The organism is Halorarum salinum (assembly GCF_013402875.1).
Taxonomy (GTDB): Archaea; Halobacteriota; Halobacteria; order Halobacteriales; family Haloferacaceae; genus Halorarum; species Halorarum salinum.
Window position 1 is genome coordinate 195457 of sequence record NZ_CP058580.1, and the last position, 25094, is coordinate 220550.

Below are 25094 nucleotides of genomic sequence, written 5' to 3' on the forward strand. Positions count from 1 at the left end.
TTTCGAGTGCTACACCGGTCGGCTTCGAGTGCTCTGCAAGTGGCTGCGAATGACTGCGAGTGATTGCAACTGCTTCCGCAGCTACCCCCGATCGGGGGGTCGAGCCCCCGAAACGGACACCGGTTTGCGAGTGCTTTCGTGGATCTGACGCGGGTGAGAGGGAGGTGAACGGCGATCCGGCACGATGGGAAGCGAACGGTCCTGCCCGACCGCCGGCGGTCGGGACGGCTCGACCGCGGACGAGGGGTGAGAAGGGCTCGAACGACGGGTGATGCCTGGCCTGTAGCGGTGACGATCGAGCCGGTGTCGACCCCGAGGCCGTTTCGGCGGGAGTGAGCGTCGTCAGCGGCGGGATCCGTGGTCGATCGTCCGCCGGCTCCGTCCGGTCCCACACACCACTTTTCGAGTGTTACGTTCGACGGTTTCGAGCGTCACGCTCCACGGAGCGGCGTGGTACCGCCTGCCGTCGACGGATCGACTCGCTCCCCGGGCGGTGGGGATTCGCTGAGACGAGGGCTCCGGAGGGTGGAGATGTCGAAGTTCGGACTCCACGAGGAAGGCGAGAGGTCCACGAGGAAGGCGGAGGGGACGAACCTGCTCGACGGCAGAAGTCGAACTGAATCGACAGCGAGAGTCGAACCGAACACGCCGTTGCGGCCGTGTCGTTGCGGCGGGTCGCTCCGGCGACACCGAGTACTCGGCGACTCGGTGGTTCGCCGATTCGGAGCAGTACCGGTCGAAGGGGGACACCGGTGGAAGCGCTTCCTCGGAAACGAGAGACCGGACGGGGATCGTCGACACCCCCACACCAGTTTGCGAGTGCTATCTCGAGCGGTCGGTGCCGGTCCTCGGTCGGGAGGCGCGGCGCAGGTTTAAAGAGCGGTTCTCGTGCACGTTAGGTTAACTCCTGATTCACCCGGAACCACCAGAAGTAGGAGCGACGTTTGAACGACGACACTATACTACTACTACACTAGTAGAAAAGCATATAATATAATAAACGGGGCGCGACAGTCCAGTCGAACGGCTCCTCGAGAAATCCGCCGTCTCTCCCGTCCGAGTTCCCTGCCGTCCGCGGATCCCGACCCCGCCTTCGAGAGGAAAAGCACTCGCAAACCGGTGTGAGGGGGTGGCCGACCCGCCAGGCTCGGATCGTCCGAACGCGGGTTCGTTCGGGGCGAGACGAAATCCGTCCGAGCCGCGGTGAACGAGGACGGCGCGAGGTCCGTGAACGCCGACGAACGGGCGTTCGTGGCCGAACGAGCGGGCCCGTGACGTGGTTCGACGGGAGGGCGCCGTCGATCGGCCCTCCGTGACGCGGCTGGTCCGCCGGTCCGCCGGTCCGCCGGTTCGACCGCCTCCCGCGGCCGACGAACGGCGGCGACGGCTTCTCGAACACACCGGTTTTCGAGTGCTTTTGCCCTCCGTGGCTCGTCGCCCCCCACGCCACCCACCCCGCTCACGCTGTCCACGCCCCCCACGCCACCGCGATCGCGACGGACCGGAACCACCCGTCCGGAGCGGGTGGCCGACGGTAGCGGGCCGGTACCGTCGGTACCGAACTGGTAACGAAGTCCGCTCCCGGAATGGGGATACTCACCGGACCCGTCTCCTCGACGGGGATCCGTTCGAGGACACGTTCCTGTCGCGTGGCTCGCGGGTCCGGGTACTGGTTGGGACCCACGTCACGGGTCGGGGGACGTCCCTCGACCCGCGTCTTCCGGGACGGTACCGGTCGACCCCTTCGGGACGTCACCCCGCGGGGGTTCGCATCCGGTCGTCATCGGACCGTCCCGGATTTCACGACGACGGACCTCGTTCTCGATGGAACCTCCTCGCCGTTCGACGATGGCCTCCGCGAGTTCGGACGACCCTCGACCAGCGCGTCCTAGATGAGTGGTCCTGGCAACGATTGGGCCTTGGAGAACGGATGAGTGGGCCCGAGCACCCCGGACGGGGTGCCCGGGAGGGGGAATGCGGTCGATTCCGGTGCGTACGGTCGAGTCTCACCGATCACGAGGAACGACGACCGACGGTCCGTCCGTTCCCGGAACCGGGGCGTGCGCACGCCCTCGATCGTCGGGGGCGTAGCCCTGTTGACCGCAAGGGGGGTTGCTCGCCGAGAAGAATAAACGTTGCCGGCGTGCCTGCGTGTTGTCCGCGTACCCGAGGCGGAAACCGCGGAGCGGCGAGAACCCGGGAACGAACTCGCTCGACGCGGGAGGGGGACGACCCCGACGCCGTGACCGGAAGCCGTGCGTGGGACCGTGAGGATGCGCCGTCCGGGAGAACGCGATCCCGTTCGAGGACCGTCCCCTCGATCTACTGACTCCATTCCGGCGTCGCCTCCGTCTACCTGGCGTCCGTCAGCCCGGCGGCCGACGATCCGAACGCGTCGGTGAGGAGGCTCTGGAGGCCGCGGCGGAGGCGCTCGGAGACGGCCTGCTTGGAGACGTCCAGGTCGGTCGCGATGGTCTCGAGCGTTGCCCGTCGCGGGACGTCGAAGTAGCCGCGCTCGACGGCGACGCGGAGCGTCTCCGCCTGTGCACCCGTGAGTTCGTACGCCGGGCCGACGTGGCTGCTGTCGGTGGCCTGGACCGCGCGGACCCTGGGCCGCATTCCGTCGGCCTCGCAGCGACGCGTGAACATGGAAACCGCCGCCCGGTCGGGAAACAGCAGTCTGACGTGCCACCCGGCGGCGTGTACGCGTGCGGCGACGAGGTGCCCGTCGAGCTGGACCGCGTGGCGGTAGGCGCGCACGGCCAGCCGATCGGCGCCGACCTGGACCCGGTACAGGTGCTCGCCGTCGCCGCTTGCGACGTGTGTCCACCCGGCGACGGTCTCGTCCTCGCCGAGCGTCGCCTCGAACGCCGTCTCGTCGACGAGCGGCACCCGGACGAGCACCCGATACGTCGCGCCGTCGACCGGTCCGACGTCCACGAGCGTCCCGCTCGTACCTTGCGACTCGCTGAACGATTCGGTGAGCAGCGGCACCGCGAGTTCGACGCGCAGCGTCGTCATCGAGCGGCCCGGCCGTGGTCGAGTCGTCGTTCGAACCGTCGACGTTGGGTGGACCCGGAACGGCCGCGGACCGGAGGTCCGAGGATCGCCGCGGGACCGTCGGCCGGGTACCGTTCGTGAGTCATGGCAGGGTCGAGTGCTCCTGCCTGCGGGTCCGCCCGAGGGTAATTAACTATGCGCCGGATTACAGGTCCGGTGGCCCCCGCTCGGACGGTGGCCCGTCGTCGGGGTCGGTCACCCCTCCCCCGTTCGGATCGAACGGGACCCCCTCGTCGGACGAACGGGCGGCGATGCCGCTGTTCAGTTCGGTCTGTGTCTTGCAGTTGTCACAGCCTCGAATCTGCCCGTCGTTGCCCCCGAACACCCGGACGAACGACGGCGTGACGAAGCTCCCGCAGTTGGTACATGTTGGCATTGTTCGTACTCCCACCGGCCCGTGGGGCCGACGGGTTGGTGGATGGGGGAATCCGGCGTCACTGTTGGGCTTGACATATCACGGTCTTAAACCGGGGGTTCGGGCCGAACCGGACCACGGCACGCCGGACCCCCGTCCGAGCGGGCCCACCTCTGGACGGCCGGCGGGTTCGTCGAACCGAACGCCCCGACCTCCGCATCTCCGTGCCGACCATCGTTCCCCGTACCGACTCCCGTTCTCTGGACTGGCTCCCGTACCGGGCGGTGCCCACGACGGCGCGGACGTCGACGTCCTTCGACCCACTGGGGTGATCGGTGAGTACTGTCAGGTCGGGAGAGTCAGGAGACGAATACCGGCACGTATCCGGGTAAATGCAGCGTTAACTGCGAGTATGTCGATCATACGAACCGAAACACGTCAGACCGATGGGTTTACGGCGATACCGTCGTAATGGTCGAATCCGGAACCCGTTCCCCGTAAAGGGAGCATTAACGGGGGATTCGGCCGGCTACGCCGATCGAACGACGGTCGGCTCGCCGATGCACCGTGCGGATCCCAGAGCGCTCCGCGCGGATCTCCGAAGACGGCCGGAAGGCCGCCGCCGCCCCTCAACGACGCGGGCGCGTACGCATACACCGACCTACATCGGAACTTCTATGGACGAGCTATGGTGATATTACGCAAGCGATGGTCGAAGACGGGGCCGACACGACGGAGGGGGCCAACGTGCTCGAGCGGTCGGTACACGACCCGGTCGAGGGCGAATCCACCGGCACCGCGGTCGCGCTGGCGGTCGGCCGAGCCAAGGACGTCCCGCCGACGGAGCTTCCCAAGCTCGAGCGCACGCTCGACACGGACGCGCTCGACCGCCTGGTCGCCTCGCTGGCGACGCGCGAGTCCGACGTCCCCGGGCAGGTGTCGTTCAGGTACGCCGGAACCGGCGTCGTCGTCGAGAGCACCGGAGAAGTCGTCGTCAGGGCGGACGGGTGAACCGGCCGACGCCGCGCGTGACCGGGTAACGGGACGCTGAAACCCCCGTCGACGGTCGCCCCCGACGTTCCCGTCGTCGTCCCCCGAACCCCTCCGACACCGTCAGCGGTCGAGGGAGATCGACGTACGAACCCGACGCCCGCGAGTCACTCCTCCTCGTCCTCGGTGGCCTCCGGGACGAGCATCTCCGGCCCCCGTTCGTACTTCGGCGTGCTCGCGAACTCGTGCATCCGTTGCTTCTCGTCATCGGTGATTCTCCCCGACATCTATAGCGCCTTGAGTGGGACTGCACAAAAGTAATTTCGAGTATAACGGGACACATAAAGAAAGGAACGGGCGTTATCGTGGCGTTACCTGTTTCGCGAGCGTCGACCGGCCCGGACGGCCCGGACCGCGATCGATCTCACTCCGATTCGTCGGTGGATCGACCGGGGGAGACGCCGGCAACGCGGGCCAGGAGAGCCAGTGAGCCGACGACCACCACGACCGAGAGCAGTTTTCGTGACATCTGCGTTCGACCTTACGAGCAGGGACCGCTTCGTTATCCGCGCGGTACCACGGCCCGAACCCGGCGGGTCGAAAGCGACCCGGACGCCCGGTCCGGGTAACCGAGTCCTTCGCCGGCACATGTGCCGAATTACTATCCCGCTCACGCGTGTGCGGTACGTCGTGATTACGCAGAGTACGGTGAACGTACGGACGACCGATGGGGGACGGGCCCACGGAGCGCCGTTCGACCCCGCGACCCGCACGCCGGGCCCACGACCGCGGTCCAGTTCGGGATGACCTCCGCCAGATCGGCCATCCTCGTGGTCGACGCCGTCACGGGGCTGTTCCTGGGGAACGCGCTCGCGATGGTGCTGGTCGTGACCCACCCGGTCCAGATGCCGTTCGGACTGCTCCTCAGGAACGTGTTCGTGGCCGGGCTGGTGACTGGCGTCCTCATCACGGTGCTCATCACGGGCGCCCGCGACGCGCATCGGCTCGGGCTGTTGAGCCACCGATGAGCTCGGGCCGTCGAGCCACCGACGGTGGTCGTTCGTCGAGCAACCGACGAGGCTGATCGTCCGAGCGATCGGCGAACGCGACCGCGCCGGCCCGTCCGCTGCGGCTGCCCGCCGACCTGCCGCCGCGATCCGCGCGTCGCTACCGGGGGCCTAACAACGTGTCTCGACCGCCCGTTGGCGTCCGTGACACGAACCGACCCGACCACGATCGAGGGCGTCGCGCCGTCGCGCTTCCCGGGCCTCCTCGCGGCGCTCTGGCGCCGACAGGGCTGGACCGTCGCGCCGACGGGGCTCGAGGACGACGTCTACGTCGCCAGCCGGAGGACGGAGACGGGGGGCGAGGAACGCCGTGCGCTGTTCGCGGCGTACCGGTCCCCGGGCGACGCCGTCGACGCGGCGACCGTCCGGGACCGGGCCGCGGTCGATCTCGGGCCCGACGGGACGACGCTCGCGACGAACGCCGGCTTCTCGCCGGACGCGACGGGGATGGCCGCCGCCCACGGGGTCGACCTCGTGGGGCCGGACGACCTCGCGCGGCTCGTGGACGCCCTCGATGCGCGGGCGCTGCTCGGCCGACCGGACGCGACGTCGGAACCGTCCTGACCGCCGACGGGAGCGATGAGGATCCTCTCTGACCGCCGGCCGGGGACCTCGGGAACGGCGGAAACGCGCGGCTTACGAACTCACCTGGACGCGAAGGTTCGGGCGTGAACGTCGAGTTTCCGCGGGGGGTCCGCGAGCGCGTCGGGTTCGGCCGACTCACGCCCCGCGTCGCCGCGGGCGCGCTCGCCGCCACGCAGGCGGCGGACCTCCTCGTCACGCTCGTCGCGCTGCGGTTCGTCCCGGGGGTCCGGGAGGCGAACGTCGTCGCCGCGGCCGCCATCGCGTCGTTCGGACCCGCCGTCGGCCTCACCGCCGTGGCAGCCGTCGCGGTCGGCGGCCTGATCCTCGTGACCGAACGCGCCGCGTCGTTCGTCGGGTCACACCCCGACGGATCGCCGGAGGCCGTGACGGCGGTCAGGCTCGTCGGCTACGGACCGATGACCGCCCTGAACGTCGTCGTCGTGGTTCACAACGCGCTGTTGATCGCGAGCGTCCACCGGCCGGGCTGATTCGGGGACCGCCGACTGACTGGCTCGAGGAATAGTCGGGCGAGGTTCGACCCCGAGTCCGTCGAGGGGACCGAACCACCGGGACGCGGTCGAGGGGGTCCGCTCGGGAACGATAGAGCGGATCCGGATCGAGGTCAGTCGAGGAGGTCCTGCGCCTGGATGAGGTCCCAGGTCTCCCTGCCGTCCTCCGTGATCCCGTACACGCGCCCCTTCCGCCGCTCCTCGGGGACGAGAAGCTCGACCAGCCCCCGCTCGCGGAGGCCGCGGAGCGCCCGCGAGACGTGCGTGACCGCGAGGTCCTCGTCGTCGGCGATGCCCGAGGGCGTCGCCGGGCTGTCCGAGAGCCGTCCGAGCACGGCCACCCGGTAGCGCGAACTGATGACGTAGCCGACGACGTCCCAGTCGTCGCTCATGACCCCCTCACCTCCCTCCGCCGCACCGTCCAGTCACCCCGTTCGAGTGTGTGTCCTGAGAGCATCTTCCTTCCCCGTCGGCCCGCGGAACGGGCCGTGATGGTACCCCGCCGCCGCGGCGTAGTCGGACCCCGTCGCCGGAGCGTCGTCGGTTCGTGCCCCGTCATCGCCTCCCCCGGTCGACGAGGGTCGCCTCGCGCCCCGGCGCCACGTACCGGGTGTACACGTACTGTGCAACGGTCACGGCCAGGAAGGCCGTGACGACCGCGATCCCCGCGGCCGCGTCCCCGATCGCCCCGAAGACCGGCGTGTCGAACACGACGAGCAGGTAGAAGATGCCGCCCAGGATCGCGGTGCCGATGTAGATCGACTGCCAGGGCGGCTCGCGCTCCTCCTCCTCGGGCAGGTACCGTTCGAGCTGGCCGACGGTTCCCATGAGCCGGATCTCGCCGTCGTCCGAGTCGTACTCGACGATGCCGGCGTTGCGTAGCTTCGGGATGTGCGTCTGGTAAAGCGAGACGTACACCCGCTTCTCCTGCTGGTCGGTGAGCTCCTCGGCGGGCACGTCGTTCTCCCACGCCGCGACCTCGCGCGCGAGGGCGGTCAGCTCGATCGGGCGGCCGTGCTCCCTGAGGTACGAGATGACGAAACGACGCCTGGGGTTACTCAGGAGGTCGTACACCTCGTTTTGCGACAGCCTACGGTGCTCTGACTCGGACATCAGTCGGGGCTCGTGTGGTCTGGGTCCGCCGCCCACCGCTGCCCATACAGCGGACGCTCGGACACTTTGTTACTCCCCGGTTACGTGCTGTAGGCGACGTAACCGCCCGTAGCACGCGGATACCAGGGGGGGTTGTATCACTCTCGACCCCGTTCATTCTACCGTCACGCTCTTGGCGAGGTTACGCGGCTTGTCGATCGCACGACCGAGGAGGTCGGCGACGTGGTACGATACGAGCTGGAGCTGTACGTTCGCCAGCACGCCGGTCGCGTCCGGGTGCGTGTCGGGAACCGGGAGGAACTCGTCGGCGATCTCCCGGACCTTTCGCGACCCTTCACCCGCGACGGCGATCACCGGCGCGCCGCGAGCGCGGACCTCCTCGACGTTCGCCAGCGCCTTCTCCCCGTGGCGCCCGTCGAACACGGCGACGACCGGCGTGTCCTCCGTGACGAGCGCGAGCGGTCCGTGCTTCAGCTCGGCCGAGCCGAACCCCTCGGCGTGCTCGTACGTTATCTCCTTGAACTTAAGCGCCCCCTCCAGCGCGACCGGGTGGCCGACGCCGCGCCCGATGAAGAAGTACGCGTCGCGGCCGCGGTACTCGTCGGCGAGCTTGGCGACCGGCGAGTCCTCGAGGACCCGCTGGACGTCCGCGGGGAGCCGCCGGAGCGCCGCGCCACGCTCGGCGCGGTCCGGGCTCGGTTCGCCGGTCACGTCCTCGACGAGCCGCTCGCCGAGCAACGACAGCGCGGCCACCTGCGAGGAGAACGTCTTGGTCGCCGCCACGCCGATCTCCGGGCCGGCGCGGATGAACAGCGCGTCGTCACACTCCCTGGACGCGGTGGACCCGACGACGTTCGTGACGGCGAGCGTGCGAGCGCCCGCGTCGCGTGCGTGCCTGACCGACTGGAGCGTGTCGGCCGTCTCACCGCTCTGTGTGACGGCGACGACGAGCGTGTCCTCGTCCGCCGGCGCGGGCGCGGTCGCGTACTCGCCGGCGCGGAACGTGTACGCCGGGACGCCCATCTCGATCAGGTGCTCCCTGGCGTACATCGCGGCGTGGTACGAGGTGCCGCACGCGACGAACTGGACGTCCCGCACGTCCGCGAACGTCCCGGGGGGGAACGACGAGAGCGAGACGCTCCCGTCGTTCCCGATGCGGCCGCTGACGGTCCGGTCGAGCGCGTTCGGCTGTTCGTTTATCTCCTTGAGCATGTAGTGCTCGTAGCCGTCGCGCTCGGCGTCCTCCGGGCGCCAGTCCACGGTCGACGGCTCCCGCGTGACGCGCTCGCCGTCGGCATCGGTGACCGCGTACCCCGTCGGCCCGACCGCCACGACGTCCCCGTCCTCCAGGTGGACGACTCGGTCCGTGTACTCGAGGAACGACGGGACGTCGCTCGCGAGGAACCGTCGGTCACCGTCGAGACCGAGCACCAGGGGCGAGCCACGCCGGGTCGCGTACAGCGTCTCCTCGCCGTCGACGAGCATGACGACGGCGAAGCCTCCCTCGAGCCGTCCGATCGCCCACCGGAACGCCTCGTCCGGGTCGAGCCCGTCGGCGAGCCCCTCCTCGACGAGGTGGGGGATGACCTCGGTGTCGGTGTCGCTGGAGAACCGGTGGCCGCGCTCGCTCAGCTCCGTGCGCAGCTCCTCGTGGTTCTCGATGATGCCGTTGTGGACGACCGACACCGAGCCGGTACAGTCGATGTGGGGATGGGCGTTCTCGTCGGTCGGCGGGCCGTGAGTGCTCCACCGCGTGTGGCCGATCCCGATGCCGCCGCTGGGGGGCTCCTCCTCGACGGTGGCCCGGAGCGTCGAGATCTCGCCCGACCGCTTCAGCACCGAGAGCCCGTCCGCGCCCCCGTCGATCGCGATGCCGCTCGAGTCGTAGCCGCGATACTCGAGGTTGGCCAGCCCCGTGAGGAGCTCGTCGACCACGTCGCCGTCCGCGATGCAGGCCGTTATCCCACACATGGAAGGCGCTCCGTTCGCGTATGGTCGTGCGCCTGTGCGGGGTGTCGTGGCGGAGTGACCGCCGGTAATATTTCGTTCATTGATATTTTCCCGGATGGGCGCGGCCATCCGCGGTGACGGTGGCCAATGGCCCGATTCGTCCATTGTTATTCGCGTGCTGTGGCTTCCGCCCGCGTGGTTAGCCGACCCCACGTTTCTCCCGCTCTCCGGGGCGGAGACGGCGGAATTACGGCCCGATATCGGGCGATACCGACCGGTAGCGAACTGATAACAAAGGGGATAGCTGGTCCGAGAACGGACGCCACATGTTAGTCATCCTCTGTGCGGCGGACGACACGGTCCGACGTGTCACGTCGTCGCCGCCGCCCGATCTCCCCCCGATCGGACCGGAGCGGACCCCCGGACGCCCCGCGACCGCCGCGGTGCGCGGGGAAGCGACGGCACCGCCCGCCGTCGGCCGCGCCGCCCCCGACGACGGCCGCTCGCGGCCGGCCGACCGTACGCCAGCGGTCGGCACGTCGACGGACCCCGCTGGGACCCCTCGGGCGACCGATCGGAACGTCCTCGCTCCCGGAGTCGACCGCGACGGGGACGGACCGCGGGGACGACGCGGCCCGCGAGGACGACGCGGCTCCCGGCGGCCCTCGGTCCGCCGCGCGCGAGCCGCCGGGGAGCGGATCCGCGGTCGGTTCGACCACGACCGCGCACGGAGCCGGCGGCCCGCGTGTGGCCCCGGAACCGGGACACGGCTCGCCGTCGAAGCCGCCGCCACCGGCGGCGAGACGGTCCGGTTCGGATCGGCGCCGCCCCGCGGCCGGGGGAAGCCGTGACTTACCGCGTACTCACCCGATCTGCCGCTCCCACCCGCGGCCCGTCGGGCGGTTACGACCGCTCCAGCCGTATCGAATCACGAACGACCAAAGCACCGGCGAGCAGGAGTCACATAAATCCAGCATTACGTATAAGTAAGGTGGGTACACACATTGTATTCGCCCGAGATGCGATGGGTGGGAATCAGGAGTGTCGGGGTGGACGTGACTCATCACACCCCAGCGGACTGGACGAACGACCGAGGTCGCCGGAGCGGACACGTGGAACGAACCATGTCAACGGAAGCACGAACCCACAAACAGATGGACAGTAGCGAGCGGACGGAGCGAGACGAACCCGCGTCCTCGGACGCGGACTCGCTCGAGGAGGGGGACGACTCCCCGTCGCCGCCCCCAGTCGAAGAGGAGTTGCCGCTCGACGTCGTGTTCGAGGTGCTGAAGAACGAACGACGCAGACTCGTGCTCGAGTACCTCCGGCGCACGGAGGGCTCGGTGACGATCGGCGAACTCGCGGAGCACATCGCGGCCTACGAGAACGACATCACCCCCGCGGAGCTGAACGCGCAGCAGCGGAAACGGGTGTACATCGGCCTGTATCAGTGCCACCTCCCGAAGATGGACGACGCCGACGCCGTCGCCTTCAACCAGGGGCGCGGCATCGTCGAACTCGGCGACAGCGCAGAGGTGTTGTACGAGTATCTCGACTCCGACGGGGCGATCGACGACGGCGGGCGGATCAGACAGTACACGGCGTTCTCGCTCGGCGGCGGGCTCGCGTTCCTGTTCGCGCACGCCACCGGCGCGCCGATGCTGCCGGAGCTCGTCGTGTTCGCGCTACTGATCGGAATCCCCGCGGTCGCCTACTACACCGAGCGCCCCGAGTAGCGGACGCCTTCCGGCGTCGGAATTCCGGTCGACACCTTTCTCACCGCGCTTCGGCCCCTCGATCCGTTCCCGAGACGTCCCCCGGTCGGGCAGTCGTCCCCCCGCCAGGGACCGACTACGTTACGCCGCCGACTGCGTTACGCGGACGAGGACCGCGCTTCAGGCCGAACGACCACTTCCCCGTCGCCGTGGACGGTGACCTCACACCCATCCAGAAGGAAGAAGACGCCGCCGCCCGTCCGCTTCTCGCCGTTCAGTCGCGGTCGGAACAGCGCGTTCAGCGCGTCGGCGTCGACCACGGAGTTCAGCGGTTCGACGGACGTCGGTTCCACGCCGGTCGCCTCGCTGACCGTGCGGACGACCGCCTCGGCGACCGACTCGTCGTCCCCACGAACCCGGCTGTGCCCGCGCGCCCCCGTTCGCCCCTGATCGGAGTCGACGTACGTCGGGTCCGCCGCGGTCATCGACTGGCCCTCCCGTATCGAAGCGTCGATCGAGCTAGTACTACTGACATGTGCGTAGAGTACGCGTGGTGCTCGGGAGTTACGCTACTAAACGTTTTCGAGAACGAGCGGAAGCGTCACGCCGCGAAACCGCCGTGCGAATCGGACCGCCTGGTCAGTACGGGAGTCCGCCGGCCGACGGGGAGGGGGCGACGAGCGACGCCGGTTCCCAGGAGGCGTTCTCGCGGTCCCCGGAGACGTCGGTCCCCGGCGCGAGCCCGCACCCGGGCGCCAGGACGGCGTCCTCGAGGTGGACGTCGCGCTCCACCGTGGCCCCCGGCAGGAGCACGGCGTTCCGGAGGGTCGCGCCGGACCCGACGGTCGCGCCGGCGCCGACGACGACGGGGCCGCGGAGCGTCGCGTCCCGGCTCACGGTCGCGCCGGCGCCGACGAGTACCGCTCCCCGGAGGGTCGCGCCGGACCCGACGGCCGCGCCCTCGGCGACGGCACTGCCGTCCGAGACCGTCGCGTCGGGCGCGAGCTCGCCCTCGACGTCCCCCCGGCGGTCGGCCAGCGCCAGTTCGTTCGCCCGCAGGAGGTCGGCGGGGCGGGCCACGTCGAGCCAGCGGTCCGTCTCGACGGCCGAGACGTCGACGTGGTCGACCGCGCGGGCGAGCACGTCGGTGATCTCGTGCTCGCCGCGCTCGCTCTCGCCGACGTCGAGCCAGTCGCGGGCGGCCGCCGGGAACACGTACGCACCGGCGTTCGCGAGGTTCGTCGGGGGGTCGTCGGGCTTCTCGACGACGCCCGTCACGAGCGAGCCCTCCGTCGAGAGCACGCCGTACTCGCTCGGGTTCTCGACGCGGTGGGCGGCGACGGCCGGCGCACGGTCGAACAGCGTCGAGATCGAGCGGGGGTCGTAGAGGTTGTCGCCGTTCAGCACGGCGAACGGGCCGTCGAGGTACGGGCGGGCGGCGTCGACCGCGTCGGCGGTGCCCTCCGGGACCGGCTGGTTCGCGTAGTGGACCGGGACGCCGCCGTACCGGTCGCCGAAGAACGACCGGACGTGTGACGCCTTGTACCCGACGACGAACACGAGCGCGTCCGCGCCGCCCGCGACGGCGGCGTCGGCCGCGTGCGCGGCGAGCGGACGGTCGGCGACCGGGAGCATCGGCTTCGGCGTCACCGTCGAGAGGGGGCGCATCCGGGTCCCCATTCCGGCGGCGAGGATGACTGCCTGCATACGCCACCATTCGAGGGCGGACGCCTACCTTGTAATGCGACGGCTATTCGGCGCCGGTCGAGCTCCGCGGGGCCCCGCCCGGCCTACGGTCGGCCGCCGTCCGCCCGCGCGTCCGGCGCGTCCGGCCGTTCGCCCTCGACCAGTTCGAGCGCGTCCTCGACGAGTCCGGCAGCCTCGGAGAACAGTTCCGCAGTCCGCCCCTCCTCCTCCGCCTCGGCGGTGACGCGAACCAGGGGTTCGGTTCCGCTCGCGCGCACCAGGAACCACCCGTCGTCGACGTCCACCCGCACGCCGTCGATGGCGGTAACCGCGTCGTACCGGTCCCCCACGGCGTCGACCACGGCGTCGGCGACCTCGCCGTTGCGCCCGGTCCGGACGCTCTCGCGCCGGAGCGGCGTCGTCTCGACGGTCGAGAGCTGGTCCGAGAGCGACCCGCGCTGGGCCACCATCGAGGCGAGTCGGACGGCGGCGAGCGGGCCGTCCGGCGCGCGGACGGCGTCCGGCCAGATCCACGCGCCCGAGGGCTCGCCGCCGAAGGCGACCGACGGGTCGGCCGCCCGCTCCGCGACGTGGCCGTCGCCGACCGCGGTGAGCGTGAGCGAGGCGCCCACGTCCTCCAGCGCCCGGCGGACTGCCATGCTGGTGTTGATGGGCGCGGCGACGCGCTCGCCCGGTTCGACCGCGTCGCGCGCGAACAGGGCGAGCAGCGCGTCGCCGGTCACGAACTCGCCCGTGCCGGTGACCGCGAGCATCCGGTCGGCGTCGCCGTCGTGGGCGATCCCGAGGTCGGCGTCGGTGGCCCCGGTGAACAGGCAGAGCGACCGGCAGTTCTCCGCGGTCGGCTCGCTGGGGCGCCCGGGGAACGAGCCGTCCGGCTCGGCGTTCAGCGTCTCCACGTTCGCGCCGAGCCGGTGGAGGGCGGTCGCGGTCAGCCGCCCGCTCCCGTTGCCCGGGTCGACCGCGACGGTGAGCCCGTCGAGCGGCTCGCCGGCCGCGACCAGCTCCCCGACGTGACGGTCGGCGGCGTCCTCGACCCGCTCGACCCCGCCGATGCCGTCCCAGGGCTCGAGGGCGAACTCGCCCGACCGGACGCGCTCCGCGACGGCCTCCTGCCGGGCCCCGACGTACGCCGCCCCGTCGTCGTCCCAGAGTTTCAGGCCGTTGTCGGCCGGCGGGTTGTGCGAGGCGGTGACCGTGACCCCGGCGTCGGCGTCGTACCAGCCGACCGCGCGGGCGACGGTGGGCGTCGACACCTCGCCGAGGCGGACCGCGTCCGCGCCGCACTCGCGGAGCCCCGCGACGAGCGCGTCCGTCAGAACCGTGCCGCTCTCGCGCGGGTCGCGGCCCACCACCACCCGTTCCGCGCCCTCCGTGGCGACCGCACGACCGACTCCCAGCGCCGTGGCCGCCGTGACGTCGACGCCGACCTCGCCCCTGATCCCGCTCGTTCCGAACATGGGTGTCGGTAGCCGAGTCCGGCCATTGTTATGGGGAGTGTACCCCGGCGGACGTGCGGGTGCGGCCGGCGTCGTCGGACCGGTCGGCGTCCTCTCCCCGGGCGGCGGCCCGGGCCCGGCGGCCCCGCCGGCCGGCGACCGCGGGCGGAAACCCGTCGCTAACAAAGCCGACGCGGGCGGGAGCGAACCCATCACGGACGGCCCGCCACGGGCCGCCGGGGTCCAAGCATGATTCGATCACTCGAACGGGCGCTGTTCGACAATCCGCTCACGTATCGTCTTCTGTTCAACGGGGTGACCGGTTCGGTCGCGGCGTACGTCGAGGCGGCGCGCAAGCGCGGCCGCTACGCCCGGTACTACGGGCGGTACGACGTCGACCCTGGGTTCGAGTTCAACGGCCCCGGCATCACGCTGTACGGGGACGGGGAGATCTCGCTCGGCGCCGGTTCGTACGTGGGACGGCACTCGCGGATCCAGTCGAAGGCGGGGAACGCCGTCCGGATCGGCGAGAACACGGCCGTGAGCCACTTCGTCTTCTGTTACACCCAGAACCGCGTCGCCGACCAGGACATGGGCGTCGCGCCGAACCGGAACGAGCACCTCGCGGTGCGGGAGGGCGACGTGACGGTCGGGGACGACTGCTGGATCGGGGCGTTCACGTTCCTCACCGAGGGGACGACTGTCGGGGACGACACGGTCGTCGGCGCGAACTCGGTCGTCACGGGGGACCTCCCGCCCCACTGCATCGCCGCCGGGGCCCCCGCCCGCGTGCGCCGGTTCAAGTCCCACCTCGACGAGGGGGAGGCGCGCGAGCTGGCGGCGGCCCACGCGGACGTGCTCGCGGACGACGTGGCGGAATCGTACGACCTCCGCTGACGCCGGCCGCGTACGGTGCCCGTCCGAAGCCTCACGGCCGGTTCACGCGGCGGCACGCCCGCGCTCGAGCCGACCGACGTCCCGCGGGCCCGCTCACTGCCTGCCGTCGCCCGCGGCGGACCGCACGCTCCCGCCGGTCGTCGCGTCCCTCCCGTCGTCCCCCTCGTCCGTCCCGGACCGTCGGCCGACGCCCCGCACGTTCCCGAGGCGGACGGCGCCGAGCCTGACGGCGTCCCCGAGCGCGGCGACGGTCGGGAGGGGATCCGACGTCGAGACGAACACCTGGTCGGCCGTCACGAGCGCGCGGAGGAACGGACCGAACGCCCGGAGCTTCCCCTCCTCGAGCTGTTCGTGGAGCCACTTCAGGTCGCCGTACAGCAGCCGCTGCTGGACGACGTCGTCCCGGTAGGCGTCCGGCATCGCCGGCGTATACCCCGCGAGCTGACAGTAGTGGAGCCACGGGACGTCCACGCCGGAGGCGACCGCCAGCGGAGTCGAGCCCCAGTACCGGCCGTTCATCTCGACGAGGTAGAACTCGCCGTCCGGCGTCCACATGAACTCGACCTGTGCGGGCCCCGTCCACTCGAGCGCGGCGAGCAGTTCGGCGGCGTACTCGGCCATCTCCGGCTCGCGGATGCCCCGGATGAGCGTCGACGCCCCCCCGGACGCGGGGGTGGTCCGCAGCCGGAGCTCCTGGAAGTACGCGAGCAGCTCCCCGTCCTCGGCGACGCCGACGGTCGTGACCGTCCGCCCGTCGACGTACTCCTGGACCAGCGGCGGGTTCTCGCGGAACTCCTCGTTCCGCGCGAGCAGGTCCCGGTAGGTGTCGACGAGTTCGTCGGGGCCGTCGACGTAGTCCCCGTCCTCGACGAGGTGCTCGACGAGCGGCCCCCCGTCCGTCCAGACGGTCTTGTTGCGCGATTTCACGACGGCGGGGTAGGTGACCCCGTCGGCGATCCGCTCGAGGTCCGAGAGCGAGTCGGGCGCGAAGGTGTCGGGCGTCGGGATCGAGAGCCCCTCGGCGAGTTCGAACGTGCGCCGCTTGTCGTAGACGCGCTCGAACCGCTCCCAGTCCTCGACGCCGACGAGCGTGCCGGTGTCGGCGACGCGACGCTTGTGCCGGGAGAGCACCGCCGAGGTGGCGTCGTTCGTCGGAACGACGGCGAAGTGGTCGTTTCCGTCGAGATACGAGACCAGTCGGTCCACGAACGCGCCCGGGTCCTCCTCCACCGGCGGGTAGCGCATCGACGCGTCCGAGCGTCGCGACAGCCCCCCCAGCGAGTACCGCCGGTCGCTCCCTGCCGTGACGGATACCCCGTGGCGGGCGAGCGAGCGGACGACACTGAGCGACGCCTGGCCGTCCGCGTCGAGAACGAGCACCCGACCCCCCGCGTCGGCCGGTCCTGACATACGTAGGCTACCGTCGGGAAACGGGCATGAAGTAAGTCTCACCGTACGTTCGGTCGAATGTTTCACCCGTCGGACCGGTTCGCCACCCCGGTCGGCCGGCGTCACCGGCGCGTGGGAGGTACCAACTGGGGGGACGGTCCCGGACGTAGGCGGGGCGTACGGCCGAACTGGCGGCCGGTAACGGCGTCGACGTGTCGGGGGCCGTGACGGTCAGGGCCGCGTCCCGCCCCCGCGGTCGCGTCACTTCGCGTCCGGGCGGTCGACGGCGGGCCGGTCGCCGTTCCCCGCGAGCCCGTCCGGGTACCCGCCCTGCTCCGGCCGGTCCCCGGACCCTCGCCCGTTACGGCTCGGGTGGACGTCGTGAGCCCCCGCGTCGTCCCCGACCCCGTCGTCGCGGGCGCCGGGCCGGTCGGCGTCGACGCGGTCCTCCCGGTCCCGCCGCCCGCCGGTGCCGGGGTCGACCCGCCGGTCGACGCCGTTCAGGGACTCGTTGGCCCTCATGTCGAGCGTCATCGCCCAGAGGAGCGAGACCACGCCGCCGAGTCCGACGAGGACGCCGGTGCCGCCGGTCCTCGCGTTCGTCCCCGCGCCCGGATCGGCGTCGTCCCGCCCGGACCCGCCGCGGACCGCCGCGGCGAGCGTCGTCACCAGGCCGGCGAGCGTCGCGAGCGCGCCGACCGCGTACGCGACCGCCACCGGGTGGAAGTCGAACAGGAGGTACTTCGTCCGCAGGCGCCACAGGAAGTTGCGGAGCAGCATGCCGGACACCCGCGGGATGTACGTGGAGTAGCGGATGTGGCTCTCCTCGTCGCCGTAGGTGACCGGCCGGGGGACGTCGAGGACGCGCAGGCCGGCGACGTTCAGCTTGACGAGCAGGTCGTTGCAGTAGCCGTAGAACTCGTACATCCCCTCGACGTCGGCCCGCTCCAGCGCCTCGTGGGAGATGGCGGTGTAGCCGCTCTGGGGGTCGCCGGTCCGCCAGTAGCCGCTCGCGATCTTCGTCAGCCCGGAGAGGATGGCGTTGCCGACGAACCGGAACGCGGGCATGTCCTCCCGGTCGGTCCGGTTCAGGAACCGGTTCCCCTTGGTGTAGTCAGCGCGCCCCTCGACGATGGGGTCGAGCAGGCGGTCGAGCATCTCGGGCTCCATCTGCCCGTCCCCGCCCATCACCGTCGTCACGTCGATGCCCTCCTCGCGCGCGCGAAGGTACCCGGTCTTGATGGCGCCGCCGACGCCGCGGTTCTCCCCGTGCTGGATCGGCACCACGCGCCGCGAGAACCGACGCGGCCCGTCCGGTTCGGGCTCGAACTCGTCCTCGAGCCGTTCGGCGGTTTCGGTTATCTCCGCCCAGGTGCCGTCCGACGAGCCGTCGTCGACGGCGTACACGCGGTCGACGTACGACGGGACCGCCTCCAGCGTCTCACCCACGAACCCCTCCTCGTTGTATGCCGGGATGACGACCCCGACGGTGTGTCCTCGGTACATGGTCGTCGCCGGGCGACACCCGGCGTCTCGTGGCGGCTTAGGCCCACCGCGGGTTTTGTTACCCGGAGCCTGCATCGGCCGACCGGATCCGACCCGCCCCCGCGCTCCCCGGGGTACAGGGTTCGCTTACTTCCCCCGAAGACCCCCGTTACGCCCGTCGGTTGTACGCCACGGGTCCGTCCGCCGGGCCCGGAAAACGGCTCCATAACAAAGCCTCCGGGTTGGCCACCGAGGAGCAATGTTCGGAAACGCCGCAGGTGAACGAACGACGGCGCTCGCGCTCGCGCTCGTCGTCCTGGCCAGCGCAGTCACGGCCGTGCCCGGCCTCGTGCTCCTCGCACCGCCGGCCGCCGCGGACACGCCGTCGACGGTCGCGGTCGCGCAGGGCTCGAACTGTTACACGGTCACGCCGGTGGTCGACGAGAGCCAGACGGTCGAGGAGTTCTACGACTACCGGAACCCGGAGACCGACCCGTCCGGCGACTACAGCTCCTACGGGACGGACGAGTATCAGGAGCCCCGGAGCTCCTCGATGTTCTTCTACACCGGGTCGGAGGGGACGAGCCTCGTCGTCGTCCACGGCCAGCGGGGCGATCAGGGGAACGGCAGCACCGTCAGCTGGGACGTGTCGGGGCTCCCGTCGGACTGGGACCTCGCCGTGCAGGACGACGAGTACGAGAACGACACCCAGGACGACAACTTCGATACCGGCGATACGACCGCCGACATCGATTGGATGTACAACAATCTGCGCAACGACGGTGCGGCGTTCCGCGGACTCGAGAGCGAGGAGTTCGACACGATCACCATCGAGCCCCGATACAACGAGGAGGCCGACGCCTGGGGCGACTGGTTCTACTCCGGGTCGGACCAGTACCACGTCGAGAGCTGGACGCTGATGGAGGAGGGCGGCGAGACGGTCGGCGAACTCGCGCTCGACCAGGAGGTGACCATCACCGCCGGGCCCTGTCCCGGCGACGAACTCACGGCGGACATCGACGCCCCCGGCACGCCGGCCGCCGGCGAGGAGGTCACCTTCGACGCCTCGGGGTCGACGCCCGAGGATCGCATCGTCGAGTACCGGTGGGACCTGGGCGACGGAACGAACGCGACCGGCGAGTCCGTCGACCACGCATACGACGAGCCCGGCAACTACACCGTCTCGTTGACCGTTGAGGACGCCGCCGGCGAGACGAACTCGACGTCGACGGAGGTCACGGTCACCGAAGCGACGAACGCCCCGCCGACGGCGTCGCTCTCGGTCCCGCCGAACGCGACCGTGAACGAGTCAGTGCAACTGGACGCGGGCGGCTCCACCGACGACGAGGGAATCGTGGAGTACCGCTGGGACTTCGATGACGACGGCACCGTGGACCGGGGGACCGACTCACCGGAAACCCGCTACGCGTTCGACTCCGTCGGCGAGGCGACCGTGAACCTCACCGTCGTCGACACGGCGAACGCGACCGACTCCACGACCGCGACGCTCACCGTCGAGGAACGGACGAACGAACCGCCGACCGCCGACCTCTCGGCTCCGTCGAACGGGACCGTCGGCGAGGACGTGCGGTTCGACGCGAGCGGCTCCTCCGACGACGTCGGAGTCGAGGAGTATCGCTGGGACTTCGATGACGACGGCACCGTGGACCGGACGATCAACGCCTCGGTAGTCCAGCACCCGTTCGACGCCGCCGGCGAGTTCACGGCGAACGTCACGGTCGTCGACGCCGAGGGCGCGACCGACAGCGACACAGCGACCGTGACCGTGTCCGAGTCCGCCGCGCTCTCGGCGGTCATCGACGCCTCGACGACCGAAGCGACGCCCGGCGACGTGATCTCCTTCGACGGCGGCGCCTCGACGCCCGCGGACGGGATCACCGACTACCGGTGGGAGTTCGGCGACGGGGAGAACGGGACCGGGGTGACCGCCGAACACGCCTACGAGGACCCCGGAACCTACACCGTCACGCTCCGGGTGAACGGGACCGATAACGCGACCGCCACGGCGGAGATGGAGGTGACCGTCGCGGAGGACGGCGGCGGGGACGGCGGGGACGGCGGTAACGGAGGGAACGACGGTGACGACGATAACGGGGACAACAGCAGTCCCCCGCCGTCCAGCGGAGGCGGCGGGGGCGGAGGCGGCGCCCCGCCCGCGCCGGACCCCGAGCCCTCGTTCGAACTCGGCGGCGTGAACGCCACGAACGGGGAACTCCTCGCGGGCGAGGAGGCCGAGTTCTCGATCCGCGTCGAGAACGTCGGCGACGCGGCCGGCACGCGGGAGGTCGAGTTCGCCGTCGACGGGACGACGACGGCCGGCCGGAGCGTCGACCTCGCGCCGGGCGAGGCCGAGACGGTCACCTTCACCCACCGGTTCGCCGAGGCCGGGACCCACACGGTCGAACTCGGCGGCGCCGAGCCGACCGAGGTGCGCGTGCTCCCGGCCGAACCCGACCTCTCCGTGACCGACGTCTCGCTCGCGGACGACACGGTGACGACCGAGGAGGACGTCCGGATCGACGCCACCGTCCGGAACGACGGCTACGTGGAGGGCTCGATGGAGCTCGAACTGGTGCTGTTCGACGAGGTCGTCGCCGTCGAGTCGGTCTCCGTCCCGCGGGGCGAGGCACGGACCGTGACGTTCACCCGCCGGGTGAGCGCGCCCGGCACCTACACCGCGAGCGTCGCCGGTCGGAACGTCACCGTCGAGGTCGTGGGGACCGACGGGGCCCCGACGCGGGGGGAGGATCGCACGTCCGAGACGGCGGCGCCCGGATTCACCCCGCTCGCGACGCTGCTCGCGCTGCTCTCGCTGGTCGCGTGCGCGGTCGTGCGGTCGAGGGGCGGCCGCTAACCTCTCCGCCCCGCGGAGGCCCCTCCCGGGGGACCGGCCGGTCCGCAGCCCCACGGATCCGTCCGCCGTCCCACGAACCCGGCCGCCCGCCCCCGGCCCTGCCCGGAAAATCACGATCGGCTAACCTGTCGCCCCGAGTCAGGAAGGGTGCGCCAAAATCCCCCGTCCGTGCGCGATACGCCGATTAACAAAGACGTTCAGGGGTCCACCGGCTGACATGCGACTCAGACACGTGAAGTCGTCGACCGTCATCGTCGAGGACGGTGACATCTCCGTCCTCTGTGACCCGTGGATGCTCGACGGGGCGTTCTACGGCTCGTGGGCCCACTACCCCCCGCCGGCGATCGAACCGGAGGACGTCGACGTCGACTACATCTACGTCTCGCACATCCACCCCGACCACTTCCACCGGGAGACGATGCAGCGGCTCGACGCCGACACGCCGGTGCTCATCCACGACTACGCGACCGACTTCCTCCGGCAGAACGTCGAGCGGCTCGGGTTCGACGTGCAGGAACTCCCGCACGACGAGCGGATCCACCTCGGCGGCGACCTCCACCTCAACGTCCTCGGGGCGGACAACTGCGACCCGGAGGTCTGTGGCAACTACTTCGGCTGCGGCTGGTGGATGGAGGGCGCCAGCGACCGCACCACCGACGGCTCGACCCAGATCGACTCGATGGGCGTGTTCGACGACGGGGAGAACGTGCTCGTCAACGCCAACGACTGCCGGTGGCCCCTCTCCGAGCGCGCCTGCAACGTCGTGAAGGAGCGCTACGGTGAGATCGACATGCTGCTGATGCAGTACTCCGCGGCCAACTTCTACCCGCAGTGCATGGACGACTACACGCCCAAGGAGAAGCGCGAGGCGCGCGAGGAGGTCATCCGGGAGATGTACGGCGACGCCGAGGGGTTCATCAACGCCCTCGAGCCGCGGTACGTCATGCCGTTCGCCGGGAGCTACACGCTCTCCGGGGCGCTCACCGACAGGAACGAGTACGTCGCCTCGCCGAGCAGGCAGGAGGCGCGGGACCACTTCGCGACCAGCGACACCGTCGAACCCGACCACACGGAGGCGGTGCTCGTCAACAGCGGCGAGTGGTTCGACGTCGATACCGGCGAGCAGTCGGCCCCGTACACGCCCGTCGACCCGACCCAGAAGCTCCAGTACATCCAGAACGTGCTCAGCGAGGCGTCGTTCCCGCACGAGGGCGACGAGATGCCGACGGTCGCTGACTTCGAGGAACTGCTCGACCCCGCCTACGAGCACTTCGATCAGAAGCGCCGCGACATCCAGTGGGAGAGCGACACGACGGTCCTCCTCGAACTCGTCGACGGCGCGGTCGCGTCCCTCTCCATGGAGGGCGACGGCTGGGAGGTCATCTCCGAGCGCGAGGCCCGGCAGGTGGACGAGTACGTCCGGATGAACATGGACCCGCGCCTGCTCCACCGCATCCTCAAGGGACCGAAGTACGCCCACTTCAACAACGCCCAGATCGGCTCGCACATCGGCTTCGAGAAGGACCCGGACGTGTACGAACGGCCGCTGTACTACTCGATGAGCTTCCTCCACGCGTGAGCGAGTAGCGCGCTCCACGCGCGAGGGTACGGGGGCGCTTTCCACCCCGTATACGCTCCATAACAATGCCCACGTACGGCCACGTGAAGACGATTCGATGGTTTACGCGACGGCATTCAGGGGAACGTACCGCCCGGCGTGGTGGACCCGAGCGGACGGGGGCCACGCCGTGACCGCGGCGGCCGGCCGGCGGTCGGGGCCGGACGCGGGAGACGGACGCCACGGGACCGGCGTGGGCCCCGGCCGGACCGACCCGGACCGCGGCCACGTCGGCGTGGGCCGGGAGCCGGACGAACAACGGTCCGGAGGAGCATGACCACCCGCGAGGCGCGGCTGGGGACCGCTCGACGGGCGGTCCCGCTGGACGCGCTGCTCGCCGTCGTCTACGCGGTCGGGATCGCGGCGCTCGTGTACGTCTCGCCCGTCTGGTTCGCCGGCCCGGTCCGCGTCGCGGTCGCGCTGCCGCTAGTGCTCTTCCTCCCGGGGTACGCCATCCTGGCGGTGCTGTACCCGGGACGCTGGCGCGACCCGGACGCGGCGACGGCGCGGGAGGTCGGGCCCCTCGGCCACGAGGGGCTCACCTGGGGCGAGCGCGCGGCGGTCTCGTTCGCGGCGAGCCTCGCGCTCGTCCCGCTGCTGGCGGTCCTGCTCTCGGTCGCGCGGGTACCGCTCGACCCGGGCCCGATCGCGATCAGCCTCGCGGCCGTCACGGCGATCGGCGGCGTCGTCGGCGCGCTCCGCCGTCTCCAGCTCCCGGCGGACCAGCGGCTCGGGCTGCCGGTCGCACGGTGGGGCGAGGAGCTCCACGGGGCGACCGTCGGGGCGCCCACCTACCGCGAGGCGCTGTTGAACGTGCTGCTGTTGCTCGCGGTGGTCGCGGCGCTGACGGGGCTCGCCTACGGGCTCGTCGCGCCCCCCTCGGGGGCCGGCTACACGGAGGTCGCCCTGCTGACGGACGGGGGCGAGGAACTGGTGGCGGGCAACTACACCACGGAGTTCGCCGCCGGCGAGTCGGCGCCGCTGGTCCTGACCGTGGAGAACCGGGAGGGCGACCGTCGGGCGTACACCGCGATCGTCTCGCTGGAGCGGGTCCGCGGCTCCGGCGACGAGTTCGCGGTCGTCGAGCGCGCCGAACTGACCCGCCTCTCGATGGAGGTCGACGACGGCGTGACCGCGCGGGAACCCCACACGATCGAACCCTCGCTCCGCGGGGACGATCTCCGGCTCAGCTACTACGTTTACGAGGGCGACGCGCCGTCCGACCCCTCGGAGGACGTCCCGAAGGAGCACCTCTACCTCTGGATCGACGTCGGCCAGGGGGCCGAGGATGACGGAAGCGACGCCGCCGGGGCGAACTCCGACGGCGACGACTCGGGCGGAGCGGACTCGGGCGCGGACGACGCGAGCGGGGCGGACGCGGGCGAGGGTGACGCGGACGAAGCGGACTCGAGCGGGACCGAGTCGGCCGGAAACGAGACCGCGGGGACCGAGTCAGCCGGCGACCAGACTGCGGGAAACGAGACGGACGGGAACGGAACCGCCGGTAACGAGACGGACGGGAACGGAACCGCCGGTAACGAGACGGACGGGAACGGAACCGCCGGTAACGAGACGGACGGGAACGGAACCGCCGGTAACGAGACGGACGGGAACGGAACCGCCGGTAACGAGACGGACGGGAACGGAACCGCCGGGGACGACGGCTCGTCCGCCCTCCGCCCGCCGCGGTCCGGCGGGGCCGCCTGAGATGTGGCCGTGGGAGCACCTCGTCGTGGGGTACCTGCTGTACACGCTGTACACCCACGCGAGGGGGAACGGCTCGCCGACGACGCTCGCCGTGCTCGTGCTCGTGCTCGCCACCCAGATGCCGGACCTGATCGACAAGCCGCTGGCGTGGGGGCTCGGCGTCCTGCCGTCGGGGCGGTCGTTCGCGCACTCCCTGCTGTTCGCGCTCCCCGCCATCGTCGCGGTGACGGTCGCCGGCGTCCTCGCCCGCGTCCCCCGCATCGCGCCGGCGTTCGCGCTCGGCTACCTCTCCCACCTGGCGGGCGACGTGGCGTACCCGTTCCTCGTCGACGGCGACGTCGTGCTCGGCTTCCTGCTCTGGCCGCTCGTGCCCGCTTCCGACTCCGACCCGCCGGACGGGCTCCCGCACCTGCAGGAGCTTGTGGCGGACTTCCTCGGGTTCCTGCTCACCCCGCGCGGGACGACGTACCTGCTGTTCGAGGGGGGGCTGCTCGCGTTCGCCCTCCTCGTGTGGGTGTGGGACGGGATGCCGGGGGTACGCCCGGTCATCGACGCCGTGTTCCCCCGATCGCGACCCGACGGGCGGTGACGGGGTTAAGTACGCCCCAATCCCGGAGAGGCTGTCCATAACAATGA

Annotated in this window: 20 protein-coding genes; 10 read left to right on the plus strand and 10 right to left on the minus strand. The window is 70.7% G+C overall.

Going from position 1 to position 25094, the window contains the following annotated elements; translation table 11 throughout:
- Positions 1-2352 precede the first annotated feature (2352 nt).
- Together HUG12_RS21200 and HUG12_RS21205 are read right to left on the minus strand one after the other, a co-directional pair.
- The gene (locus tag HUG12_RS21200) at positions 2353-3021 is read right to left on the minus strand and encodes a helix-turn-helix domain-containing protein (RefSeq protein WP_179270881.1); all 669 of its coding nucleotides are present in this window, start codon (positions 3019-3021) and stop codon (positions 2353-2355) included.
- A 184-nt stretch (positions 3022-3205) separates the two neighbouring features.
- The gene (locus HUG12_RS21205; RefSeq protein ID WP_179270882.1) at positions 3206-3436 is read right to left on the minus strand and encodes a DUF7563 family protein; all 231 of its coding nucleotides are present in this window, start codon (positions 3434-3436) and stop codon (positions 3206-3208) included.
- A gap of 687 nt (positions 3437-4123) precedes the next feature.
- Here HUG12_RS21205 and HUG12_RS21210 point away from each other — a divergent pair.
- From HUG12_RS21210 to HUG12_RS21225, 4 genes are all read left to right on the plus strand, one after another.
- Positions 4124-4426, plus strand: a complete 303-nt coding sequence (locus HUG12_RS21210) for a HalOD1 output domain-containing protein (RefSeq protein WP_179270883.1) — start codon at positions 4124-4126, stop codon at positions 4424-4426.
- A gap of 782 nt (positions 4427-5208) precedes the next feature.
- The gene (locus tag HUG12_RS21215; RefSeq protein WP_179270884.1) at positions 5209-5433 is read left to right on the plus strand and encodes a hypothetical protein; all 225 of its coding nucleotides are present in this window, start codon (positions 5209-5211) and stop codon (positions 5431-5433) included.
- A 183-nt stretch (positions 5434-5616) separates the two neighbouring features.
- Positions 5617-6036: a restriction endonuclease gene (locus HUG12_RS21220; RefSeq protein WP_179270885.1), complete on the plus strand. Its 420-nt coding sequence runs from the start codon at positions 5617-5619 to the stop codon at positions 6034-6036.
- A gap of 104 nt (positions 6037-6140) precedes the next feature.
- Positions 6141-6545, plus strand: a complete 405-nt coding sequence (locus HUG12_RS21225; RefSeq protein ID WP_179270886.1) for a hypothetical protein — start codon at positions 6141-6143, stop codon at positions 6543-6545.
- Positions 6546-6679: 134 nt separating this feature from the next.
- Here HUG12_RS21225 and HUG12_RS21230 read toward each other — a convergent pair whose 3' ends face one another.
- The 3 genes from HUG12_RS21230 to glmS all read right to left on the minus strand — a co-directional run bounded on the left by HUG12_RS21230 (position 6680) and on the right by glmS (position 9650).
- Positions 6680-6958 (minus strand): winged helix-turn-helix domain-containing protein, encoded by a 279-nt coding sequence (locus HUG12_RS21230; protein ID WP_179270887.1) that lies wholly within the window; start codon positions 6956-6958, stop codon positions 6680-6682.
- A gap of 163 nt (positions 6959-7121) precedes the next feature.
- Positions 7122-7679: a DUF7344 domain-containing protein gene (locus tag HUG12_RS21235; RefSeq protein WP_179270888.1), complete on the minus strand. Its 558-nt coding sequence runs from the start codon at positions 7677-7679 to the stop codon at positions 7122-7124.
- A gap of 153 nt (positions 7680-7832) precedes the next feature.
- Positions 7833-9650, minus strand: a complete 1818-nt coding sequence (glmS, locus tag HUG12_RS21240) for a glutamine--fructose-6-phosphate transaminase (isomerizing) (RefSeq protein WP_179270889.1) — start codon at positions 9648-9650, stop codon at positions 7833-7835.
- 1133 nt (positions 9651-10783) lie between these two features.
- On the opposite strand from glmS, the gene HUG12_RS21245 reads away from it, so the two are divergent.
- Positions 10784-11365, plus strand: coding sequence for a DUF7344 domain-containing protein (locus tag HUG12_RS21245; protein ID WP_179270890.1), 582 nt, complete (start codon positions 10784-10786; stop codon positions 11363-11365).
- A gap of 137 nt (positions 11366-11502) precedes the next feature.
- On the opposite strand, the gene HUG12_RS21250 is transcribed toward HUG12_RS21245, so the two are convergent.
- The 3 genes from HUG12_RS21250 to glmM all read right to left on the minus strand — a co-directional run bounded on the left by HUG12_RS21250 (position 11503) and on the right by glmM (position 14508).
- A complete protein-coding gene (locus HUG12_RS21250) occupies positions 11503-11829 on the minus strand; it encodes a HalOD1 output domain-containing protein (protein WP_179270891.1) in 327 nt (108 codons plus the stop codon).
- Positions 11830-11983: 154 nt separating this feature from the next.
- Positions 11984-13051 carry a bifunctional sugar-1-phosphate nucleotidylyltransferase/acetyltransferase gene (glmU, locus tag HUG12_RS21255; RefSeq protein ID WP_179270892.1) on the minus strand — a complete coding sequence of 356 codons (1068 nt, stop codon included), beginning with the start codon at positions 13049-13051 and terminating at the stop codon, positions 11984-11986.
- An 83-nt stretch (positions 13052-13134) separates the two neighbouring features.
- Positions 13135-14508 carry a phosphoglucosamine mutase gene (gene glmM, locus HUG12_RS21260; protein ID WP_179270893.1) on the minus strand — a complete coding sequence of 458 codons (1374 nt, stop codon included), beginning with the start codon at positions 14506-14508 and terminating at the stop codon, positions 13135-13137.
- A gap of 228 nt (positions 14509-14736) precedes the next feature.
- Here glmM and HUG12_RS21265 point away from each other — a divergent pair, with 228 nt between their 5' ends.
- Positions 14737-15384 carry an acyltransferase gene (locus HUG12_RS21265; RefSeq protein ID WP_179270894.1) on the plus strand — a complete coding sequence of 216 codons (648 nt, stop codon included), beginning with the start codon at positions 14737-14739 and terminating at the stop codon, positions 15382-15384.
- A 93-nt stretch (positions 15385-15477) separates the two neighbouring features.
- Here HUG12_RS21265 and HUG12_RS21270 read toward each other — a convergent pair whose 3' ends face one another.
- Complete coding sequence (locus tag HUG12_RS21270; protein WP_179270895.1) at positions 15478-16794, minus strand: carboxylate--amine ligase; 1317 nt, start codon at positions 16792-16794, stop codon at positions 15478-15480.
- 240 nt (positions 16795-17034) lie between these two features.
- Positions 17035-18279, minus strand: coding sequence for a glycosyltransferase family 2 protein (locus tag HUG12_RS21275; protein ID WP_179270896.1), 1245 nt, complete (start codon positions 18277-18279; stop codon positions 17035-17037).
- 238 nt (positions 18280-18517) lie between these two features.
- Between HUG12_RS21275 and HUG12_RS21280 the strand changes: the two genes are divergently transcribed.
- The 4 genes from HUG12_RS21280 to HUG12_RS21295 all read left to right on the plus strand — a co-directional run bounded on the left by HUG12_RS21280 (position 18518) and on the right by HUG12_RS21295 (position 25047).
- Positions 18518-21133 carry a PKD domain-containing protein gene (locus tag HUG12_RS21280; protein WP_179270897.1) on the plus strand — a complete coding sequence of 872 codons (2616 nt, stop codon included), beginning with the start codon at positions 18518-18520 and terminating at the stop codon, positions 21131-21133.
- Between the two features lie 217 nt (positions 21134-21350).
- Positions 21351-22712 (plus strand): MBL fold metallo-hydrolase, encoded by a 1362-nt coding sequence (locus tag HUG12_RS21285; protein ID WP_179270898.1) that lies wholly within the window; start codon positions 21351-21353, stop codon positions 22710-22712.
- 312 nt (positions 22713-23024) lie between these two features.
- Positions 23025-24458, plus strand: coding sequence for a DUF1616 domain-containing protein (locus HUG12_RS21290; protein ID WP_179270899.1), 1434 nt, complete (start codon positions 23025-23027; stop codon positions 24456-24458).
- 1 nt (position 24459) lies between these two features.
- On the plus strand, positions 24460-25047 hold the full coding sequence (locus tag HUG12_RS21295) for a metal-dependent hydrolase (protein ID WP_179270900.1): 588 nt from the start codon (positions 24460-24462) through the stop codon (positions 25045-25047).
- Positions 25048-25094 lie beyond the last annotated feature (47 nt).

Bases quoted from the DNA above. Each gene is read 5' to 3' on its own strand.
- HUG12_RS21265 (WP_179270894.1), top strand. From the start codon at position 14,737: ATGATTCGATCACTCGAACGGGCGCTGTTCGACAATCCGCTCACGTAT.
- HUG12_RS21245 (WP_179270890.1), top strand. From the start codon at position 10,784: ATGGACAGTAGCGAGCGGACGGAGCGAGACGAACCCGCGTCCTCGGAC.
- HUG12_RS21210 (WP_179270883.1), top strand. From the start codon at position 4,124: ATGGTCGAAGACGGGGCCGACACGACGGAGGGGGCCAACGTGCTCGAG.
- HUG12_RS21280 (WP_179270897.1), top strand. From the start codon at position 18,518: ATGTTCGGAAACGCCGCAGGTGAACGAACGACGGCGCTCGCGCTCGCG.
- HUG12_RS21200 (WP_179270881.1), bottom strand. From the start codon at position 3,021: ATGACGACGCTGCGCGTCGAACTCGCGGTGCCGCTGCTCACCGAATCG.
- HUG12_RS21290 (WP_179270899.1), top strand. From the start codon at position 23,025: ATGACCACCCGCGAGGCGCGGCTGGGGACCGCTCGACGGGCGGTCCCG.
- HUG12_RS21275 (WP_179270896.1), bottom strand. From the start codon at position 18,279: ATGTACCGAGGACACACCGTCGGGGTCGTCATCCCGGCATACAACGAG.
- HUG12_RS21215 (WP_179270884.1), top strand. From the start codon at position 5,209: ATGACCTCCGCCAGATCGGCCATCCTCGTGGTCGACGCCGTCACGGGG.
- HUG12_RS21235 (WP_179270888.1), bottom strand. From the start codon at position 7,679: ATGTCCGAGTCAGAGCACCGTAGGCTGTCGCAAAACGAGGTGTACGAC.
- HUG12_RS21205 (WP_179270882.1), bottom strand. From the start codon at position 3,436: ATGCCAACATGTACCAACTGCGGGAGCTTCGTCACGCCGTCGTTCGTC.
- glmS (WP_179270889.1), bottom strand. From the start codon at position 9,650: ATGTGTGGGATAACGGCCTGCATCGCGGACGGCGACGTGGTCGACGAG.
- HUG12_RS21295 (WP_179270900.1), top strand. From the start codon at position 24,460: ATGTGGCCGTGGGAGCACCTCGTCGTGGGGTACCTGCTGTACACGCTG.
- HUG12_RS21250 (WP_179270891.1), bottom strand. From the start codon at position 11,829: ATGACCGCGGCGGACCCGACGTACGTCGACTCCGATCAGGGGCGAACG.
- glmM (WP_179270893.1), bottom strand. From the start codon at position 14,508: ATGTTCGGAACGAGCGGGATCAGGGGCGAGGTCGGCGTCGACGTCACG.
- HUG12_RS21285 (WP_179270898.1), top strand. From the start codon at position 21,351: ATGCGACTCAGACACGTGAAGTCGTCGACCGTCATCGTCGAGGACGGT.
- HUG12_RS21230 (WP_179270887.1), bottom strand. From the start codon at position 6,958: ATGAGCGACGACTGGGACGTCGTCGGCTACGTCATCAGTTCGCGCTAC.
- glmU (WP_179270892.1), bottom strand. From the start codon at position 13,051: ATGCAGGCAGTCATCCTCGCCGCCGGAATGGGGACCCGGATGCGCCCC.
- HUG12_RS21270 (WP_179270895.1), bottom strand. From the start codon at position 16,794: ATGTCAGGACCGGCCGACGCGGGGGGTCGGGTGCTCGTTCTCGACGCG.